Origin of the sequence: Kitasatospora sp. NPDC127067, from assembly GCF_042724755.1 — a bacterium.
Lineage (GTDB): Bacteria > Actinomycetota > Actinomycetes > Streptomycetales > Streptomycetaceae > Kitasatospora > Kitasatospora lactacystinica.
Genome location: NZ_JBHXEM010000050.1, coordinates 1 through 18,831 on the forward strand (window position 1 = coordinate 1; position 18,831 = coordinate 18,831).

Annotated in this window: 18 protein-coding genes; 7 read left to right on the top strand and 11 right to left on the bottom strand. The window is 74.1% G+C overall.

Annotation, left to right across the window (positions count from 1 at the left end; genetic code table 11):
- Positions 1 to 56: 56 nt before the first annotated feature.
- On the bottom strand, positions 57 to 680 hold the full coding sequence (locus tag ACFWJ4_RS20785; RefSeq protein WP_380545883.1) for a DUF4396 domain-containing protein: 624 nt from the start codon (positions 678 to 680) through the stop codon (positions 57 to 59).
- A 144-nt stretch (positions 681 to 824) separates the two neighbouring features.
- Between ACFWJ4_RS20785 and ACFWJ4_RS20790 the strand changes: the two genes are divergently transcribed.
- A complete protein-coding gene (locus ACFWJ4_RS20790) occupies positions 825 to 1,520 on the top strand; it encodes a class I SAM-dependent methyltransferase (RefSeq protein ID WP_380545885.1) in 696 nt (231 codons plus the stop codon).
- Between the two features lie 253 nt (positions 1,521 to 1,773).
- Entirely contained in the window at positions 1,774 to 2,616 is an 843-nt protein-coding gene (locus ACFWJ4_RS20795; RefSeq protein WP_380353153.1) for an undecaprenyl-diphosphate phosphatase, read from the top strand.
- 88 nt (positions 2,617 to 2,704) lie between these two features.
- Here ACFWJ4_RS20795 and ACFWJ4_RS20800 read toward each other — a convergent pair whose 3' ends face one another.
- Positions 2,705 to 4,216 carry a HEAT repeat domain-containing protein gene (locus ACFWJ4_RS20800; RefSeq protein WP_380545887.1) on the bottom strand — a complete coding sequence of 504 codons (1,512 nt, stop codon included), beginning with the start codon at positions 4,214 to 4,216 and terminating at the stop codon, positions 2,705 to 2,707.
- Positions 4,217 to 4,504: 288 nt separating this feature from the next.
- Here ACFWJ4_RS20800 and ACFWJ4_RS20805 point away from each other — a divergent pair, with 288 nt between their 5' ends.
- Positions 4,505 to 5,074 carry a hypothetical protein gene (locus ACFWJ4_RS20805; protein ID WP_380545889.1) on the top strand — a complete coding sequence of 190 codons (570 nt, stop codon included), beginning with the start codon at positions 4,505 to 4,507 and terminating at the stop codon, positions 5,072 to 5,074.
- A 61-nt stretch (positions 5,075 to 5,135) separates the two neighbouring features.
- On the opposite strand, the gene ACFWJ4_RS20810 is transcribed toward ACFWJ4_RS20805, so the two are convergent.
- A complete protein-coding gene (locus tag ACFWJ4_RS20810; RefSeq protein WP_380545891.1) occupies positions 5,136 to 6,617 on the bottom strand; it encodes a hypothetical protein in 1,482 nt (493 codons plus the stop codon).
- A gap of 729 nt (positions 6,618 to 7,346) precedes the next feature.
- On the opposite strand from ACFWJ4_RS20810, the gene ACFWJ4_RS20815 reads away from it, so the two are divergent.
- Positions 7,347 to 8,357: an aminoglycoside phosphotransferase family protein gene (locus ACFWJ4_RS20815; protein WP_359914633.1), complete on the top strand. Its 1,011-nt coding sequence runs from the start codon at positions 7,347 to 7,349 to the stop codon at positions 8,355 to 8,357.
- 196 nt (positions 8,358 to 8,553) lie between these two features.
- Here the strand turns inward: ACFWJ4_RS20815 and ACFWJ4_RS20820 are convergent, their stop codons facing one another.
- The 4 genes from ACFWJ4_RS20820 to ACFWJ4_RS20835 all read right to left on the bottom strand — a co-directional run bounded on the left by ACFWJ4_RS20820 (position 8,554) and on the right by ACFWJ4_RS20835 (position 11,740).
- Entirely contained in the window at positions 8,554 to 9,723 is a 1,170-nt protein-coding gene (locus ACFWJ4_RS20820) for an acyl-CoA dehydrogenase family protein (RefSeq protein ID WP_380545893.1), read from the bottom strand.
- Positions 9,724 to 10,120: 397 nt separating this feature from the next.
- On the bottom strand, positions 10,121 to 10,204 hold the full coding sequence (locus tag ACFWJ4_RS20825; RefSeq protein ID WP_350526312.1) for a putative leader peptide: 84 nt from the start codon (positions 10,202 to 10,204) through the stop codon (positions 10,121 to 10,123).
- Between the two features lie 79 nt (positions 10,205 to 10,283).
- Positions 10,284 to 10,778 (bottom strand): hypothetical protein, encoded by a 495-nt coding sequence (locus tag ACFWJ4_RS20830; RefSeq protein ID WP_030058989.1) that lies wholly within the window; start codon positions 10,776 to 10,778, stop codon positions 10,284 to 10,286.
- Between the two features lie 734 nt (positions 10,779 to 11,512).
- Positions 11,513 to 11,740: a DUF397 domain-containing protein gene (locus ACFWJ4_RS20835; protein WP_359914630.1), complete on the bottom strand. Its 228-nt coding sequence runs from the start codon at positions 11,738 to 11,740 to the stop codon at positions 11,513 to 11,515.
- Positions 11,741 to 12,103: 363 nt separating this feature from the next.
- Between ACFWJ4_RS20835 and ACFWJ4_RS20840 the strand changes: the two genes are divergently transcribed.
- Positions 12,104 to 12,643 (top strand): PTS fructose transporter subunit IIA, encoded by a 540-nt coding sequence (locus tag ACFWJ4_RS20840; protein WP_359914607.1) that lies wholly within the window; start codon positions 12,104 to 12,106, stop codon positions 12,641 to 12,643.
- Positions 12,644 to 12,766: 123 nt separating this feature from the next.
- Here the strand turns inward: ACFWJ4_RS20840 and ACFWJ4_RS20845 are convergent, their stop codons facing one another.
- From ACFWJ4_RS20845 to ACFWJ4_RS20855, 3 genes are all read right to left on the bottom strand, one after another.
- Positions 12,767 to 13,255 (bottom strand): NUDIX domain-containing protein, encoded by a 489-nt coding sequence (locus ACFWJ4_RS20845; RefSeq protein WP_359914604.1) that lies wholly within the window; start codon positions 13,253 to 13,255, stop codon positions 12,767 to 12,769.
- Positions 13,256 to 13,265: 10 nt separating this feature from the next.
- Positions 13,266 to 13,817 carry a sugar transferase gene (locus tag ACFWJ4_RS20850; RefSeq protein WP_380545896.1) on the bottom strand — a complete coding sequence of 184 codons (552 nt, stop codon included), beginning with the start codon at positions 13,815 to 13,817 and terminating at the stop codon, positions 13,266 to 13,268.
- Between the two features lie 284 nt (positions 13,818 to 14,101).
- On the bottom strand, positions 14,102 to 14,326 hold the full coding sequence (locus tag ACFWJ4_RS20855; protein WP_359914598.1) for a hypothetical protein: 225 nt from the start codon (positions 14,324 to 14,326) through the stop codon (positions 14,102 to 14,104).
- An 870-nt stretch (positions 14,327 to 15,196) separates the two neighbouring features.
- Between ACFWJ4_RS20855 and ACFWJ4_RS20860 the strand changes: the two genes are divergently transcribed.
- Positions 15,197 to 16,012, top strand: a complete 816-nt coding sequence (locus tag ACFWJ4_RS20860; protein ID WP_380545898.1) for a polysaccharide deacetylase family protein — start codon at positions 15,197 to 15,199, stop codon at positions 16,010 to 16,012.
- Between the two features lie 820 nt (positions 16,013 to 16,832).
- Here the strand turns inward: ACFWJ4_RS20860 and ACFWJ4_RS20865 are convergent.
- Positions 16,833 to 17,603 (bottom strand): glutamate racemase, encoded by a 771-nt coding sequence (locus tag ACFWJ4_RS20865; RefSeq protein WP_380545899.1) that lies wholly within the window; start codon positions 17,601 to 17,603, stop codon positions 16,833 to 16,835.
- 18 nt (positions 17,604 to 17,621) lie between these two features.
- On the opposite strand from ACFWJ4_RS20865, the gene ACFWJ4_RS20870 reads away from it, so the two are divergent.
- A complete protein-coding gene (locus ACFWJ4_RS20870; protein WP_380545901.1) occupies positions 17,622 to 18,809 on the top strand; it encodes a glycosyltransferase in 1,188 nt (395 codons plus the stop codon).
- Positions 18,810 to 18,831 lie beyond the last annotated feature (22 nt).

Sequence of the window (18,831 nt, forward strand, 5' to 3'; positions counted from 1 at the left end):
CCGTCGAACGGTCGGCGCGGGCCGCGGGCGAGAGGCTTCGATACCCTGGGGTGGTATCAGTGCCCGTGGTGGGCGTGCACCACGGCGTGGCCGCGCCCCCGGCCGATCATCCACTTGTTGACCGGGACGGTCAGCGCGAACGCCAGGGCCAGCGAACCCGCCAGCGCCACCCAGAACAACAGGTCGCCGAGGCCCGCGTCCATCGCCCCCGGGACGGTGACCATCACGGTGTTGTCGATCAGCTCCATCACCAGGATCGAGACGGTGTCGGCGGCCAGCGCGACCTTGACCGCGGCGCCGACGTCGAGGCCGGCCTTCAGCACGCCGCGCATGGTCAGCGCGTAACCGAAGACGAAGGCCAGCAGGATCGAGAGCACCACGGTCGCGCCGTTGTGCAGGCCGAAGGCGGTGCCGAGCACCATGCCCAGGATCTCGCCGATGGCGCACCCGGTGAGGCAGTGCAGGGTCGCCTGCGCGGCCGTCCGCCAGCCGGCTCCGCCACCGCCGTGGGCCTGGTGGTGGCCGCCGTGGGCCCGGTGGCCCTGGTGGCCGACATGGTCGTGCCCGTGTCGCTCGTGGTGTCCGCGGTGCTCGTGCTGCTCATGCTGCTCGTGAGCGGCGTGCTGCCGGTCGGCCTGCTCCTGGTGTTCCTTGCGCTGGTGCTGCTCGGGGTGTGCCATGTCGTCCTCCACGCGCCCCGGCGCCCCGTTCGGCGCCGCTTCCCTCGCTCCGTCACTGTCGAACATATACCCCCCTGGGGTATCTGACAATCCCGTTCCGACGCCCTCTTCCCCTGTGCACCCGTCCGTGTTCCGATGAAGGGCATGGCAGACGAACGACGCGCGGGTTACGACGGAACGGGTGAGGGTGCGATCAGCCCGGACGGCTGCGCCGTCGAGGTGTGGAGCCGGCTCCCCGTGGGCGACGCCCCGGACGTGATCGAGGCCGCGGTGCCGCCCGGCGCGCGCATCCTCGAACTCGGTTGCGGCGTCGGCCGGATGACGCACCCGCTGACCGATCGCGGCTTCGCCGTGACGGCCGTGGACGAGTCCCCCGACATGCTGGCCCGGGTCCGCGCGGACGTCCGCACGGTGCGCAGCCCGATCGAGGAGCTGGACCTCGGCGAGCGCTTCGACGTCGTCGTGCTCGCCTCCTTCCTGGTGCACGCCGGTGACGTGACGGTCCGCCGGGGCCTGCTGGAGACCTGCCGCCGCCACGTCACCGAGGACGGCTGCGTACTGGTGCAACGCGAGGGCGAGGACTGGCACCGGAACGTGCCGCGGGAGAGCGCCATCGGCCCGGACGCCCGGGCCCGGCTGGTCTCGGCCACGCCGGTCGGCGACGGCGTCAACTCCGTGCGCTTCGAGTACGTTTTCCCGGACGGCACCTGGACGCAGACCTTCCTGTCCCGCCCGCTCGACACGGAGGCGTTCGAGCGGGCGCTCGCAGAGGCCGACCTGGTGGTCGAGCGCTACCTGACCGCGGACCGCACCTGGGTCCGGGCCCGGCCGGTGCTCTAGGACGTGTCAGACACGCCCTGGACCCCACCCCGGGCGGGTTCCGGAGCGGCGGCGGGCTTGTGCGCAAAGCCGCGACAAAGGGTGAACAAAGAACCGTCACCTTCACCCCGTACCATCAGCCGCGCGCCGGGCTCGCGCGCGGCCCGCGGGCCGGGCGGGGCACGGCGGCCCCGCATGCCCTTCCGACCCGCAAGGACCCGCCCATGCCGCCCCTGTCCCACGCCCGACGGATATCCCCGGCGGGTGCCCGGTGATCGACTGGTTCCACGGGGCCGTCCTCGGCCTGATCCAGGGGCTCACCGAGTTCCTGCCGATCTCCTCCAGTGCCCACCTGCGGGTCTTCTCCGCCCTGTTGGGCTGGGACGACCCGGGCGCGGCCTTCACGGCCGTCACCCAGCTCGGCACCGAGACGGCGGTGCTGATCTACTTCCGCCGGGACATCGCCTCGATCATCAAGACCTGGTCGCTGTCCCTGTTCCGGCCGGCGCTGCGCTCGGACCCGGACGCGCGGATGGGCTGGTTCGTGATCATCGGCACCCTGCCGATCGGCATCCTGGGCAAGCTGTTCCAGGACACCATCGAGACCCACCTGCGCGACCTGCGGATCATCGGCACCACCCTGATCGTCTTCGGCCTGGTCCTGGCCTTCGCCGACCGCACCCGGGCCGTCCGCCACGCCCGTCCGATCACCGACCTCACGCTGCCGCACGCGGGCATCTACGGCTTCGCCCAGGCGCTGGCGCTGATCCCGGGCGTGTCCCGCTCCGGCGGCACGATCAGCGCGGGCCTGCTGCTCGGCTACAGCCGGGAGGCGGCCGCCCGCTACTCGTTCCTGCTCGCCATCCCGGCGGTGCTCGCCTCCGGGGCGCTGGAGCTGTTCAAGATCGGTGAGGGTCCGGCGCCGGCCTGGGGGCCGACCATCCTGGCCACCGTGATCGCCTTCGTGGTCGGCTACGCGGCGATCGCCTGGTTCCTGAAGTACATCTCCAGCCACAGCTTCATGCCGTTCGTGGTCTACCGGGTCCTGCTCGGCGTCCTGATCATCGGACTGGTCATCGGAGGCGTGCTGACCCCGGACGCGGGCGCGGTGAAGTAGAACCGGATTTCAGTACGAGGACCCGCGGAAACGAGTGGGCCGGGACACCGTGTCGGTGTCCCGGCCCACTGAACGTTGTGGGCCGACCCTAACGCCCGAACTCCCGGGCGGCGGTCAGTCGGCCGCGCACGGCGGCGTGGACCTCGGCCTCCTCGGCCGGGTCGGCGGCGAGCCTGCGCAACCGCTCCAGCACACGCGCGTCGCCCGTGGTGGCGACGTGGCGCGCGGCGAGCTCGCGCGTGGACTCCTCGCAGTCCCAGAGGCACTCGACGGCGGGCCCCTCGGGGAAGTGCACGTCGGTCGCGGCCAGCGCCTGGGCGGCGCGTCCGCGCAGCTCGGAGGAGGCGGCCTCGCCGTAGATGTGGCGCAGCACCGGCACGGCGTCGGCGGCGGCCAGCCGCCCCGCACCGTCCACCAGCGACCCGAGCCCGGTACCGCTGACCCCGCGCACGGAGATCCAGTGGCGCAGCCCGGCCACCACCAGCGGCGCGTCGGCCGGCTCCCCGGCGTCGGCGAGCAGCTGGACGGCGGCCTCGCCGAGCGCGCTGTCGGCGCCGCCGCTGGCCGGGTCGGCCCAGCGCCGGGCGTGGGCCAGCACCTCGGGGCCGCGCATCCGGCCGAGCAGTTCCAGCGCGGCCCGGACGATCCGGTCGTCCACGTCCGCGGCGGCGGCCTCGATGAGCCCGACGGCGGCCGGGTCGCGCTGCTCGACCAGGTGGCGCAGGGCGGCCCGGCGCGCGCCGGGCAGGCCGTCGCGCGCCGCTTCCAGCAGCAGCGGGCGGTCCTCCGGCCGGACCACGGCGGTCAGGCAGCGGGCGGCAGCGGCGGCGCGACGGTCCACCGCGTCGGGGCCGGACGGCGCGTCGCTGCCGCGTGCGGGCTCCCCACGGCCGTCGGGGCGGCCGAGGAAGGCACCGACCCCGAGGCCGCCGAGCTCGCCCTGGTCGGCCCAGGCCAGCACGTCGGCGGTGGACCAGCCGGGGGTGACGCCGCTGCGGTTGATCTGGCGCTGCCACAGGTCGAAGGGTGACTGCTCGCTGGCCGCGGCCACTCTGGGGTGGTAGGCCGCCCACAGCCGCCAGGGCCGGGGCTCGTACGCGTTGCGGATGAACTCGCGCAGCTCGGCGTCGCCCTCGGGGCCCGGCGCGAAGTGGTCCAGGACGGCGGTGCCGAGCAGCAGCAGGCCGCGGTCGTCGTCCCGCAGGGCGAGCTCGTCGAGGGCCCAGGACCAGTTGGCGCCGGTGGCGGCGTACTCGCGCAGCATCAGCAGCGCGTCGCGCCGGCCGTACGCGGCGAGGTGGCCCAGGACGGAAAGGGCGAGGCCGGTGCGGCTCTCGTCGTCGGTGACCAGGTCCTCGGCGGAGTGGAGGTGGTCCTCGATGCCTTCGAGGGGGGCTTCCAGGTCCATGTAGATGCGGGCGTAGTAGAGGGAGCGGCTCTCGACCTGCCAGTCGGCTCGCGGGTCCCTGGTGACGCACTCCTCCAGCGCGGCGATGGCCTCGGCACGGTCGGCGGCCAGCGCGTGGAGCTGCCCGTCACCACGGCCTCGCTGAAGGAGGCCTAGGAGGCTGGCACTGGGTGCTATCACTGGCTCGAACATGAGGTCAGCATCCGTTGCGGCGGTCGGAGTGGCAACGGGATTTCCGTCGCCGGGGTCTCTGGTCGGTACTGCGGTGGGCGCCCGGGCGCCGGAATCACCGAAGGTTACCGCCTCGGGCCCCGGTCCGCACACAGGGCGACGAAGGCTCCGGCCACAGTGGCATATGCCAGAGGAATTTTGCCTGCGTTCTGTCCAAATCGCCCGCAAGGGTGACGACGCTGTGCGACAGTCTTCTCACTGTCCGAACGGCCCGCACCCCACGGGCCGCACCCGAGCGATGGGTTCGCCATGAACATGCCCTTAGGCGCCACCCGCCCGCCGGGAGCCGTCGCGGTGGACGGCGCCCCGACGGGCGGGAGCGGCACGGTGCACGGCACCGCGGCGGACGTTCCCGGCACCGCGGGCGGAAGCGGTGCCGGCGACGGCACGGGCGACGCCGGCAGCGGAACGGACGGCAGAGTGGACGGCACCACGCAGGAGCCGTCCGGCCGCTACCTGGACAACGGCGGCGGCCACGGCGCGATCGACGACGGTCTGCTCGGCTCCGCCGCATGGGACCTGCTCACCGACGCGATCCACTGGAGCCCGGAGACCTACCTCCTCCTCGGCTGCGACCCGGACCACGGCCCGCTCAGCCTCGACCGGCTGCCCGACCGCCTCCCCGAAGCGGACCGGCCGCTCCTGCGGCGGATGATGACCGACGCCCTGGTGCACGGCCGCCACGCCGCCGGCACCCTGCGGGTCCGCCGCCCCTGCGGACGGCACGACGGCGTCGAGTGCGCGAGCGAGCCCGTCCTCGGCACGGACGGCACCGTGGTCGCCCTGCACATGCTGCTCCGCCCGGCCCCGCCGCTCTGACTCCGACGGACGGGCGCCCGCGTCCCCGGGGCGCACCCGCCGGGGGCCGCCCGGGAGCCCGTCAGGTCAGCCGCCGCCGGTTCTTGGCGTCCGCCGCCCGCAGCTCCCGGCCCAGCTCCTCCCGCAGTTCGTCCACCACCGCCAGCCCCCGGTACTGCGCGGTCAGCCGGTACATCTCCCGCAGCCGGTCCCAGGTCCGGTGCGAGGAGTTCTGGCCGATCAGGTTCAGCACCATCTTGGCCTGGAACTGTGCCGCGTCCGGCTCCCCGGTGATCAGGTGCACCGACGCCAGGGTGATCCGGTCGAACAACGCCGAACGCAGCTGCCCGGTGCCCTCCCGCAGCGTGATCACCCGCTCCGCGTGCCGACGGGCCTCGGCGGCCGCCGCCGGGACGTGCTCCGACAGCGTGCGCAGCACCAGGGCCTGCATACCGCGCAGTTCGGCTTCGTCGAACACCTGCATCCACGAGGGCGGCGGCTCCGACGCCTCCTCGCCGAACAGGTCCTCGGCCTCCCCCAGCAGCCGGTAGGTGTCCTGGGAGTGCCCGATCGACGCGTGCGCCCACGCCTCGACGGTATTGAGCATGGCGCGCGTTCTGGGCAGCAGCCGCCCGCCGGCCGCCTTGGCCGCCGACATCAGGTCGAGCGCGTCGTCGGCCCGGCCCAGGTGCACCATCTGCCGTGCGGCCCGGGAGATCGCCTCACCCGCCCGCGGCCGGTCGCCGGCCTCCTTGGCCGCGTCCGCCGCCATCATGAAGTACTTCTGGGCGGTGGGCTCCAGGCCCACGTCGTGCGACATCCAGCCCGCCAGCACCGCCAGGTTGGCCGCGACCAGCCACAGCCGCTGCTCGACCGCCGGTGCGTGCCGGTGCGTCAACAGCCCGCCGACCTCGTTCAGTTGGCCGACCACCGCCTTGCGCTGCAAGCCGCCGCCGCGGGCGGCGTCCCAGGCCCGGAACACCTGCACCGAGTGCTCCAGCGACTCCACCTCGTCGAACCCGACCGGGCCCGCGTCGTACACGTCCACCACCGGGTGCGCTCCGCTCCCGGTGACCACCTGTCGCGGCCCGGGGACGGACGCCGCGTACGCGACCGCGTCCCCTCCCAGCCAGCCCTTCAGCGAGTCGGCGATGACCGCCCCGGCCGTGAGCGCGGCTCCGGCGCCCACCAATCCACGTCGGTTCAGCATGAGGTCCATTCCCGTGAACTCGGTGAGGACCGCGGCTGTTCGATCCGGCGACCACGGGACTGCTCCGGACGTGTCCGCTCCGGACCTGGTGGGCCGGTGTCGTTCCAGACCGAGGTCCTCAGTGGTGACGACACGGCCGAGCCGCTCCGTGAACACGGCCGCCAGCACCCTCGGCACCGGATCGCGCGGGATCTCCCCCTGCTCGATCCAACGCCGTACCCTCGACGTGTCGGTGGACAGCTGCAGCTGACCCATCGCGGCACCCCGACGGTTGACCAGCCGCGCCAGCTCGCCCTTCGACCATCCGGTCAGGACGAACAGATCGGCCAGTCGGGTGTTGGGTTCCCTGCTCAATGAAGCCCCCAGGTTCCTCGGCTGATCCGAGGCTAGAGGCTCGGGCAAGTGCCGGGCGAGCATTCGCCACCGTTCGCCAGGGCCCGCCAGACTACTAAGCCAGTGCCCGACGGGTGTGTTGTAGGGGTGCGCCACCTCGCCCCCCGGGTCGGGCGGCGTCCCACCAGCGTCGGGGCTGTCCCCCGACGGTGGCGCGGGGCGCTCCCGGTCCTCACCCGAGGGGGTGGCGCGGCCGGGTGGCGCGGGAGCGCCGGGCACGGCCACGGCAGTCCGGCCGACCGCATTCCCCAGGGTGCGGACGGCCGGAGCACCGCCGAACAGGGGTTCCTGACCCCGCGTCCGTGCCCGGCGCCCGCGCACCACCCGACGTACCGCACCACCCGACGTACCGCACCACCCGCAGGGCCGCCGTCACGCCAGGAAGCACACGGCACCGGCCCTCCCCCGCCCCCGCGGGGCAACACCCGCCGACGGACCGGAAGGGACCACCCTCAGCCCATGTACTCCTCAGCGACGACCCCCACGCCCACCGCGACCCGCCCCGCGCTGCGCCCCCCCGCCGCAGCCGCCGGCCGCACCGGCCCGAGGGCGGTGCCCCCGGCGAGCCGTCCGGCGGCCCCGCGCGGCGCGGAGGGCCGGGCCACGGACACCCGGGTCGTCCCGACCGGCCGCACGGCGCTGGGCCCCACCGGCCGTACCGCGCTGGGGCTGCGCGCCCCCGAGACCGCCATGCCGGCCGGTGGCCGGATGCCGCTGGCCCGGCAGGCCGACGGCCAGGTGCTGCGAGCCCGGCGGCCCGGCCAGCCCGGCGGCGGCCCCGAGCGGATCGATCCCTCGGCGCTCCAGACCCCGGCGGTCCGGGCGGCGCTCGCCAGTGTCGCGCGGATATGTCCCGCGTTCACCCCGCGCCAGGTCCTGCGCGAGGGCAGCCGCCACATCCTGGTGGCGGGCACCATCGGGCGGGCTCCGGTGGTCGCCAAGTGCCTGGCGCCGCAGGCGGTGCGGAGTGAGTACTTCGAGCAGCTGGTGGCCGACTTCCACCACGAGGTCGCGGTCTACCGGGCGTTCGTCCGGCACCGCCCGCCGGTGCGGCTGCCCCGGCTGGTGGCGGCCGACCACGACCGGTGCGTGCTGGTCATGGAGCGCGTCCCCGGGCGCCCGGCCGCCCGCGAGCGCCACCCGGTCAACGCGCCCACCCCGGGCGAGGTGCGGGCGCTGCTCACCGCGGTCCGCACGCTGAACCTGTGGCGGCCGCCGACCGACGTCTTCCAGCCGCGCCTGGACTACCAGTTGGAGATCGCCCGCTACCACTCGGTGGGCCAGCTCACCGACCGGGACGCCGGCGACCTGCGCGGCCTGCTGCACGGCCTCGGCCACACCCCGCTCCAGCTCTGCCACGGCGACGCCCTGCTCAGCAACATGCTGCTGGCGCCGTCCGGCCCGGTGCTGGTCGACTGGGAGCAGGCCGGCTGGTACCTGCCCGGCTACGACCTGGCGGTGCTCTGGAGCGTCCTGTCCGGGGACACCGCGGCACGCCGTCAGATCAGCCAACTCGCCCAGAACGGCGGCACGATGGCCCGGGACGCGTTCCTGGTGAACCTGGTGCTGGTGCTCATGCGCGAGATCCGGCTGTACGACGTGCCGGGCGCCGGCGAGGAGCAGCGGATCATGATCCGCCGGCTCTACGACGACGCGGCGCTCGCCCGCCGCGCCGTCCGCGCCGCGGTCGGGACCCGCTGAGCCGCGGGGGTCCGACGCCCTGCCCGTCCCGCCGCGCCCCGTCCCGCCCGCCCGCCCTGCCCTGCTCGCCCCGCTGGTCGGCGCGGACGGGGCGCGGCGGTGGGGCCCGGACATCGCCGGGCGGAGGTCGGGGGCCTCTCCCGGCCGCCGGGCCGGGGCACGTCATGGCCCCGGGAACGACCGCCGGGCCGGGGCGCTACGGCCGGGTGCCCCGTTCCAGCGCGGCCCGGCCGACGGCCTCCAGGACGGTCTCGTCGGCGGCCAGGTGCACCCGGCTGCTGAGCACGTCCCGCAGGTAGCGCTCCAGCGGGTGACGCCGGCTCAGGCCGGGGTTGCCGGTGAGGGCGACGGCCTGCTGGACCACCGCCGTCGCGGCCCGGGTCGCCAGCAGGTGGGCCGGACCGGTCCGGGCGACCGCCTCCGGCTCGCCCCGGTCCACCCGGGAGGCCAGCCCCTCGACCAGTTCCTCGGCACCGATCAGCTGGGCCTCGATCTCGCCGAGGGCGGTCCGGTAGCGCGGCAGGGTGCCGAGCGGCTCGGTCAGGTTGGCCGGAGTGCGCTGGTTGAGGAAACGGATCAGCCAGGCCTCGGCGGCCCGGGCGACGCCGATCGCCACCGCGGAGAGGGCCAGATCGTGCCAGGCCAGGGAGAGTTCGGCCTCGGCGTCGACGCCCTGACGGGCCGTCCGGCGGCCGGTGGTCAGGCCGAGCGCGAGGTCGGCCGGCACCCGGACCCCGTCCAGTACGACATCGTGGCTGGCGCTGGCCCGCAGGCCGAGCTGGTCCCAGGTCGGGTCGATCTCCAGACCCTCGCTCTCCCCGCGGACCAGGAAGGTGCCGACCCTCGGCTCCTCCTCGTCGGTCCGCGCGGTGACCGCCATCCAGGCGAGCGCCTCGGCGCCGGTGCAGTACGTCTTCCGGCCCGTCAGCAGCCAGCCGTCGCCGTCCCGTCGGGCGACCGTGGCGGGCAGCTCGCCCACGACGGCCCCGGGCTCCGCCCGCAGGGTGTTGATCAGCACCGGGCCGCGCCGGGACTCGGTGAGCAGCCGCCGGTAGCCGGCCGTCGGCCAGTCGGCGCGGCGGGCCTGCTCGGCGTGCCGGAGCAGGGTGAAGGCGGTGACAACGGCCACCGAGGCGTCGCCGCGGCCGAGTTGGGACAGCACCCGGACGGTGTCGGCGAGCGTTCCGCCCGGACCGCCGTACCGCGCGGAGACGGTGAGGGTGAGCAGCCCGGCCTCGTGGACCGCCTCGATCCCCTGGTAGGGGAAGGTCGCGTCGCGGTCGTGCTCCTCGGCGCGGGCGGCCAGCAGGTCGACCACCCGGGGCAGCCCGGCGAGAGCGGCCTCGATCCCGGTGCGGTCGGGCACGGGGTCGGGGTCGGTGGCGGCGGACGCGGAAGCAGCGGGGGCGGCGGAAGCGGCGGACGCCGAGCCGGAAGCGGCGGAACCGGTGGGTGTGGAACCGGTGGATTCGAGATGGCCGGAATCGGACCGGTCGGAATCCGCCGTTCGCGGGGCGGTCCGGGAACGGCGTCCGGCGGGAGCGCCCTCGGACGCACGATCGACGGTCGAACGGTTGACGGTGCGGGTCGTCATGATGCGGTGCCTCCGGGCGGCAGCGTGGGCTCGGCGAATGCGGGCGGCACGCCGTACGGGCGCGCGGTACCGACTGGCGGCCCCGGAGGCCGGCTCACGGCCCGCCCCCTGGTGTCGGCGCCGACCGGACACCCGGCCGACCGCCCGCCGCCGGGGGACGAATCCCCCCTCAGCGGCCCGGACACGCCGCGCTGGCGGTGCGCCGCAGGTCCAGATGCCTGCGACGGGTCAGCAGCGGGAGACGGCACGGCATGTTCGCGACTGTACGAACCGTTGATCGATACCGTCAAGCAGCGTCCGCCCCCGGGCGGGACCGGCCGGCCCCGCCGGGATCAGCCCTGCTGGAACATGTCCGCGGGAAGCGGCTTCAGCAGCTGATACAGGTCGTCCGAAATCGGTCGGTCCCAGGACGCGATGGTGACCAGGACGCCGTCGCTGCGGCCGAACTGGGCGCAGAACACGCGTTCCTCGCTGACCTTGACCTTCTTCACGATCAGCAGGTCGTCCCCGAGCATCACCGGGAAGTCCTCGGCCGAGACGAACTCGACCGGCTCGTCGTTCTCCAGCGCCGCGAGCAGCTGCCGCACCTCGAAGGGCACGTCGTCGCCGGTCTCCCGGGCGGGCGAACCCTCGGGGAGGTTGCCGATGAACATCGCCGGGCCTCTGCCGCCGAACAGGTCGTAGCGCAGGAAAATCCCCTGGCAGGAGCCGTCCGGGCCGGTCATCATGGCCGCACCGAAGTCACCGGGCCAGTCACCCGGGTCCATCGCGAGCACGTCGAAGTCCGGGCCGGCGGGCTGTCCGGAGCGACGGCGGAGAAAAGACATGGGAACATCGTACGTGTCCGGCAGACCACGCTCGCGAGGTGGGTGGGGCGCCGCCGGGGGACGAGCGGGAGATCGACGCTCAGAGACCAATGTTGACTCTGAGCAACCGTCCGGGCTACGTTCGGTTCAGCACGACAGCCGTTCTGGGTTTCACCCTTCGGGGGGACGGCATGTCGCAACGCGGCCCTACACGCGTTTCCCTCACTGTGCACTTGTCGTGCCGAACCGCCGAGCACCCAGCTTCGTCGTCGCACACAGCACGAACACACAAGCCAACAGTTCCATGCATCACAAGCCAGATCCGCGGGGCCCCGGCCCGTCGCTCCCGTGGATCTGCTCGGGACGCCGCCGCGTGGGGGCGTGCGGGTCCCGAGCATCGGTGCCGTCATCCGAGTCGCTCTCGGCGTCGGCGCCAACCTCCCGGCGACTGCCGGCCCCTCATGGGGCCGGGACCGGCCGACGCACCCCGGTGCGCAGGGGATGACTGGGAGGATGGCCTGGCAGTAGTGCCGGGCCGCACAGCAGGCGCCGTGTCTGGCCGCGTGGGGGCGGTGGGCACGGCGTCTGCCCGTGCTCATACTCTGAGCTGCGTTTGTCTAACAGTCAACAGAAATTCTGACGGGGCACGCTCAATGGATCATCACTTGTGATGTTCGGACCCGAAAGATCGTCTGCGGAGCGGACCCCCGTCGATCGGGGGTCCGCTCCCGCTGTGAACCGCCCGGCACGCCGCCTCAGGTGAGGTCGAACTCGCCGTCCCGGGCGCCGAGCACGAAGGCCCGCCACTCGCCCGGCGTGAAGACCAGGACCGGCCCGTCCTCCTGACGGCCGTCCCGCATCCCGATGTAGCCGTCCACGAAGGCGATCTGCACGTCCCCGACGCCCTGACTGCTGCACAGCCACTCCGCCCCGGTGAAGTCCACCCTGGGCTTCCCGTTCGGCGCCAACTCCGGCCGCGCCACGCCGGCCTCCGTATTCGTCCCGCTGCTGGATCCCACTGACCGATCTCCTCCCGACGTCGTTCCGGAACCAGCCTAGCCACACCGCCCGGCCCCGGTCAGCGGGTTGACGAGGACTCCTCCGGGCGGGGACGGACACCGCCGGAGGACGGGTCGAGGCGTGTCCCGACCGGCGGGGGCGGCGGGCAGCTGCCAGAGTGCTGCAAGGGCGCCGCCCGACCGCCCCGCCGGCCCGCACCACTCGAACGATTCAGCCATCGATCCGGACGCCGATCCATTCACCGGCCCCGCCCACCGGCCCGCCCAACGACCCGCCCAATGATCCATCCACCGGTCCACCCAACGATCCGCTCAAGGGAGCAGCCGATGAGCCGCCGGGACGGCACCCGCGCCGACGTCATCCCCATCTCCGACGCCCCCTCGGCCCACCCCCCGGCACCCCGTACGCCCCCCTCGCCCACCTCGTTGCCCCGACCGACCCCCGCCCGGCCCGCCGTGCACGGGCGGGTCGGGATCGTCCTGGTCTCGCACAGCCAGGAACTGGCCACCGCCGTACGTTCCCTCGCGCTCGCGTTGACCGGATCCGACTCCCCCGCACCGGTCGCCGCCACCGGCGGCGATCCGTCGGACGGACCGGGCATCAGCGCCGTCCTGGTCGCCGCCGCGACCCGACGGGTGGACCAGGGCCACGGCGTGGTGGTGCTCGCCGACCTGGGCGGGGCGGTCACCACCGTCCGCGCGCTGCTGTCCGACGCGGACGAGCACGGACTGCCGTTCCCCGTCAGGTTCGCCAACGCCCCGTTCGTCGAGGGCGCGGTGGCCGCCACCGCGACCGCCACGGCGGGCGGGGACCTGGCCGCGGTGCTGGACGCGGCGGAGGAGGCCTACCGGCAGTACAAGGGCTGACCTCGCCCGGGCGGGGCCCGGTGGGTCGGGCGGGCGCGGCCGGCTAGGCGGGTGCGGCCGGCTCGGCGGGTGCGGCGGGTGCGGCGGGCGTCCCTGATGCGGCGGCCGGTGGGCCGCTCGGGCTCAGGGGCGTTCCTTGCCCTCCCAGGTGAAGACCGCCGGCCCCTCGCACTCCAGCGCGTGGCGCAGCCGTTCGTGCTCGGTCTCGATCATCGGCGGCAGCTCGTCCAACCCGAACCAGCCGACGTCCAGCGACTCGTCGTCGTTCACCCGCGCCTCGCCGCCGACCGCGCGGCAGCGGAAGGTCAGCACCAGGTACTGCGTCACATCGCCGTTCGGGTACGTGACCTGCGGCGAGACCGTGACGGAGGCGAGCAGCTCGGGCACGACCACCACCCCGGTCTCCTCCTCGCACTCGCGCACCACGCCGTCGGCGGGCTGCTCGCCCGGGTCGAGGATGCCTCCGACCGGCGCCCACCGGCCGTCGTCGGCCCGGCGGGCCAGCAGCACCCGGTCGCGGTCGTCCAGCACGACGGCGACGACGGCGCTGAGCCAGAGCGGACGGGTACCCACGATGGCGCGGAGTTCGGCGAGGAAAGGGGGAATGGCCATGAACCGCAGCCTATCGGGGCGGCTCCGGGCCGACCCGGTGCGCCCGGCCGGTGTCGGGCCGCAGCAGAGCGAGCACGGTGAGCCCGAGGATGTGCAGGTCCAGCCCGAGCGAGCGGTGCTCGACGTACCAGAGGTCGAGTTCGGCCCACTCGGGACGGCTGAGCGGGCGGGGCGTCCGGCCCCGGTCCAGGGCGTGCAGTTGGGCCCAGCCGGTGAGGCCGGGCCGCACCGCGAGTCGGCCGCGCTCCCGGCGGGAGTAGTCCACGACCTGGACGGGGCTGGCCGGCCGGGGACCGATCACCCCCATCTCGCCGCGCACCACGTTCCACAGCCGGGGCAGCTCGTCCAGGCCGGTGCGGCGCAACAGGGTGGTGAGCCGGCCGTCCCCGCCCGTCCGGAAGCGCAGGATCTGGAACTCGCGGCCGTGCCGTCCGGTCCGCGTCTGCCGCTGGAGCACCGGGCCGCCGGCGGAGCAGCGGAGCAGGACGGCGATCAGCAGGGCCAGCGGCAGCGCGACGACCGCGGCCAGGGCGGCGACGGCGAGGTCGCCGGCGCGTCTCATGAGGCGGCCACGGCACGATCCGGTCTGCCGCCCATCGCTCCCCCTCCGCGGCGCTTCGAGTCGAGCCGGAAGAACGCATTCACAGTAGAGGTGGGATGAAGCCGTTGTCCGGGAATGGTGAAAGAAGAGGACCCTAGATTGTCAGACTGGACGATATTCAGTCGGTCTGACCAATTTCGCTCGATCGGCCGTTTCGAAATGCCGAGAGCGATCGACATAACGGGTGGGGGCGACGCCCGGACGGAACCCGCCTGCCGTACGACCGGCACCCCGGCCGGGAACCGTCAGAGCACGGCGCGGCGACGGTCGCGGAACACGCCGAACGCGATCCGGCCCAGCAGCAGGACACCGGCGGCCAGACAGCCGGCCACCGCCATCGCCCAGGCCGGCCCGTCACTGTCCGGCACGAACACGGCCACGGCGATGCCGAGCACCAGGCAGGCCAGGCCCACCACGGCCAGCGGGAGCTGGTGGGTGACCAGCGCTCCGCCACTGCACGCGCGAGCCATTCGGGAGGCCCCGTGGAGATGGAAGGGATCACGGTCCGCATCTGCCATGAGCCCAAGGTACCCCGGGGCGGGGCGAGTGGCAGCCCGCAGGGAGTGAAGGGTCGAACACCCTCTGCAACCGGAGAATCCGGGCTGGTCAGGGGCCCACCGAGATCGCCGCGAGGTGTGCCCGAGACGTCGGCGCGGGCATTCCGGCTCCACAATCAGTCCACGAAAAATCCTCGTCCCCCCGGTACAACCATCGGTCCGGTACAGCGGTCTCAATGGCATTGAGTGATCCAGGAGCCGTTCGAGGGTGGGCGTGAACCCCCACCGAGAACAGGAATATCCAGGAGCGGAGCCGCCGCCCCTGGAGTCGGAGGCCGGGCTCCGTCCTCCGGCGGTACCGCCACGCCGCTCGGCGAACGAGGGGGAACCGTGCCGCAGTCCCAGTCCAGTACATCGATCTCCACGGCCCGCGCCCGGCCGGCACCCGGCCTTCGCGCGCTGCCCCCGCCCACCGGACGGCCCGCCGACCGTCTGCACGGCGGGCTGCTCCACGGCGAACTTCTGCACGGCGAACTTCTGCACAGTGAGCTTCTGCGCAGTGAGCTTCTTCAGGGCGACCATCGACACGGCGAGCCTCGGCATCGCGAGCCTCGGCCCGGCGGACACCGGGATGCCGGACACCGGGATGCCGGGCACCGGGACGGCGGGGGCCGTCACGGCGGGGGCCGTCACGGCGGGCACTGGGACGGCGGGGGCCGTCACCGGGCGGCCGGCGGCACGGAACAGCAGGACGCTCGGGGCGAATGGCTGCGGTTCGCCCCCGTCCAGCCGCTGTTCCGGGCCCTGGCCGCCCAGCGACTCGCCGTACTCGCCTACCACGGGGTGACCGACCACCACTCCTTCGGCGCCCAGCTCGACCGGCTCCAGCGGCTCGCGACACCCGTCTCGCTCGGCGCGGTCCTCCAGGCCGTCACCGAGCGGCGGCCGCTGCCGCCCAGGAGCGTCCTGGTCACCTTCGACGACGCCGACCGGAGCGTGCTCACCCACGCCCTGCCGGCCCTCGACGCCCGGGGCATTCCGGCCACCGCGTTCGTCATCTCGGAGCTCATCGGCACCGAGCGGCCGTTCTGGTGGCACGAAGCCGACTTCCTGGCCCGGCACGGGGGCCGGGCCCGCTCGCTCGACTGCGGACACCCGTCCCAACTGCTCCGGCGACTCAAGGCCATGCCGGACCCGGACCGCCGGCGCAGCCTGCACGAGCTGCGGGTCAGCGCCGACCGCCGGCCGCCCCGCCAGGAGCAGCTGACCCCGGCCGACCTGCTCGCCCTGCGGGACGGGGGCGTCGCCATCGGCAACCACACCCAGGGGCACCCGTGCCTCGGACGCTGCGACGACGACACCGTGCGCACCGAGATCACCGGTGCCCACGAGGCCCTCACCCACTGGCTGGGCGAACCACCGATCGCCTTCGCCTACCCGGACGGCGGCCACGACGTCCGTGCTGAAACCGTTCTGCAGGAGCTCGGCTACCGCCTCGGATTCCTCTCCGACCACCGCCTGGGCCCCCGGCTCCCCTCCCATCCCCTCCAGATCAGCCGCCTCCAGGTCGACTCCACCACCAGCACCCGCCGCTTCGACACCATCCTGTCCGGCCTGGAACCCGCCTACCGCCGCTGGCGCCGTCAAGCCGTCGCCTAACGGGGGCACCAGGCCCCACCTGCGCGCAGGAAGTCGGCTCGGCCGACTTCCTGCGCGCGCACCACCGCCGACCCACTCGCCCCACAGGCACCGGAGGTACCACCCAGGCACGGCCGCCGCACCCCGCCCGGCCTCCCGCAATCCCCGCACCGGAAAATCGGCCGCGCCGACTTTTCGATTCCAAGATCATGTGAGCAACGAGCCAGTCCGGGCCATCACCCCCGCGTGAGAAGTCGACCAGATCGACTTCTCACGCACTCACGAGGCCGAAGCCGCGCGCCCCCAGGAATGCCGACCCCGCCGACTTCCCGCACGCCCAAAGTTGGCCCCGCGCCAAAATCCGGCCAGCCCGACTCCCCCACACCCCACGACCCGAATCTATGCGCGTAGAGGCCGCCCGAAGCCGGCCCCGCGCACAGCAGTTCGGCGTGAGAAGTCGGCCAGGCCGACTTCCCCCGCACCGGGAGGGCCTGGACTGGCGATCAGAAGCCCGCAAGCCGCCGGGCAGCGGAGCAACGGCCACCCCAGCGCGGCGCAGCACAGCGCAGGAAGTCGGCCCGGTCGACTTCCCGCGCACGGCAGGTCCACGCACCAAAGTCCTGCGGCCTGCGGCCGGCCACGCCGGGAGAGGTGAAGCCCACCCAAGCGAACGCCGCGTGAGAAGTCGGCCCGGTCGACTTCTCACGCACCAGGCGCGCTCGGGTGGGCGATCAGCAAGCCTCGGGGCGGCGGAGCCGTGGCGCCCCGAGCGCGGAGCGGGAAGTCGACCGGATCGACTTCCTGCGCGCGCTGCGTCGGTCGGTCGCCCGGCCGTCCGGGGTCAGCCGATGAGGGTGGCGAGGGCGTTGCCCTGGGGGTAGAGGGCGGCGACCGGGGGGAGGTTGGCGGGGGTGCCGGCGTGGAGGACGGTGAGGGTGCCGCCGCCCGTCCGGGTGGGGTCGGCGACGCGGCGGAGGGCCTGGGCGGCCACGGCGTCGGCGGAGCCGTGCAGGGTGAGCCCCGGCGAGGCGGTCGGGGCGACGGCGGCGCGGATGCGGTCGTCGACGAGTTCGTAGTGGGTGCAGCCGAGCACGATGACGTCGGTCCCGACCGGCGTCCGGGCGGCGGCGTCGGCGATGGCGGCGGTGATGGCCTCGTCGTCGCCGTGCTCGACCGCGTCCGCGAGGCCCGGGCAGGCGACCTCGGTGACGTCCGCCGAACCGCCGAAGTCGCGGATCAGCCCGCGCTGGTATTCGCTGCCGGTGGTGGCCGGGGTGGCCCAGATGGCGACCCGGCCGCCCTGCGCGGCGGCGGGCTTGATCGCCGGGACGGTGCCGATCACCGGAAGCCCGGGCTCCAGCTCGGCCCGCAGGGTGGCGAGCGCGTGCACGGAGGCGGTGTTGCAGGCGATCACCAGCGCGTCGGGTTCGAGCGCGGCGGCGGCCCGGCAGCAGCCGAGGGCCAGCTCCGTTACCTCTTCCGGCGTACGCGGCCCCCACGGCATCGAGGCCGGGTTGGAAGAGAGCACCAGATCCACGTCCGGGCGCAGCTTCCGAAGGGCGGCGGCGGCGGCCAGCAGGCCGATTCCGGAGTCCATCAGTGCGATCTTCACGGGTCAAGACTTTAGTCGATGCGCCCGTCCGGCCCGGTTCTGCGGCAGACTGCCGGGGTGACCGTCCTGCTGTGGATCGCCGCGTTCTCCCTGCTGGTCTGGCTCTGGCTGGCGTGCTGCCACGGTTCGTTCTGGCGCACGGACGTACGGCTGCCGCCTCGTCGCCCACCGGTCCGCTGGCCGCAGGTGGCGGTCGTGGTGCCGGCCCGGGACGAGGCCCCGGTGCTCCCGGCGAGCCTGCCGACGCTGCTCGCGCAGAAGTATCCGGGGCGGGCCCGGGTGTTCCTGGTGGACGACCACAGTTCGGACGGCACCGGTGCCCTGGCGGCGGAGCTGCGGACGATCGACGGGCTGGAGCTGACCGTCACCACCCCTCCCCCGTTGCCGCCGGGCTGGACCGGCAAGCTGTGGGCGCTGCGGCACGGCGTGGCGCTGGCCGGGCCGGACGTCGAGTACCTGCTGCTGACGGACGCCGACATCGCGCACGGCCCGGATTCGCTGGCCGAGCTGGTGGCCGCCGCCGAGAGCAACGGGCTGGACCTGGTGTCGCAGATGGCCCGGCTGCGGGTGGAGACCGGCTGGGAGCGGCTGATCGTGCCGGCCTTCGTGTACTTCTTCGCCCAGCTGTACCCGTTCCGCCGGAGCAACCGTCCCGGTGCCCGGACGGCGGCCGCGGCCGGCGGCTGCTCGCTGGTGCGGCGCGAGGCGCTGGAGCGGGCGGGCGGGGTGGCGGCGATCCGGGGCGCGGTGATCGACGACGTGTCGCTGGCCCGGGCGGTGAAGTCCGCCGGCGGCCGGACCTGGCTGGGCCTGGCCGACGACGTGGACAGCGTGCGCCCGTACCCGCGGCTGGAGCAGCTGTGGCGGATGGTCTCGCGCAGCGCCTACGCCCAGCTCAGGCACTCGCCCGTGCTGCTGCTCGGGACGGTGCTGGGGCTGGCGCTGGTCTATCTGGTGCCGCCGGTGGCGACGGTGGCCGGGCTGGTGGGCGGGGTGCCGCCGCTGGCGGCCGCGGGTGGGGCGGCGTGGGCGCTGATGGCGGGCACGTACCTGCCGATGGTCCGGTACTACGGGCAGCCGGCCGCGGCCGTGCTGCTGTTGCCGTTCACCGCGGGGCTGTACCTGCTGATGACGGTGGACTCGGCGGTGCGGCACTGGCGCGGCCGGGGCGCCGCGTGGAAGGGCCGGACGTACTCCCGGGCCTGAGAAGTCCCCCGTGCCGAACCCG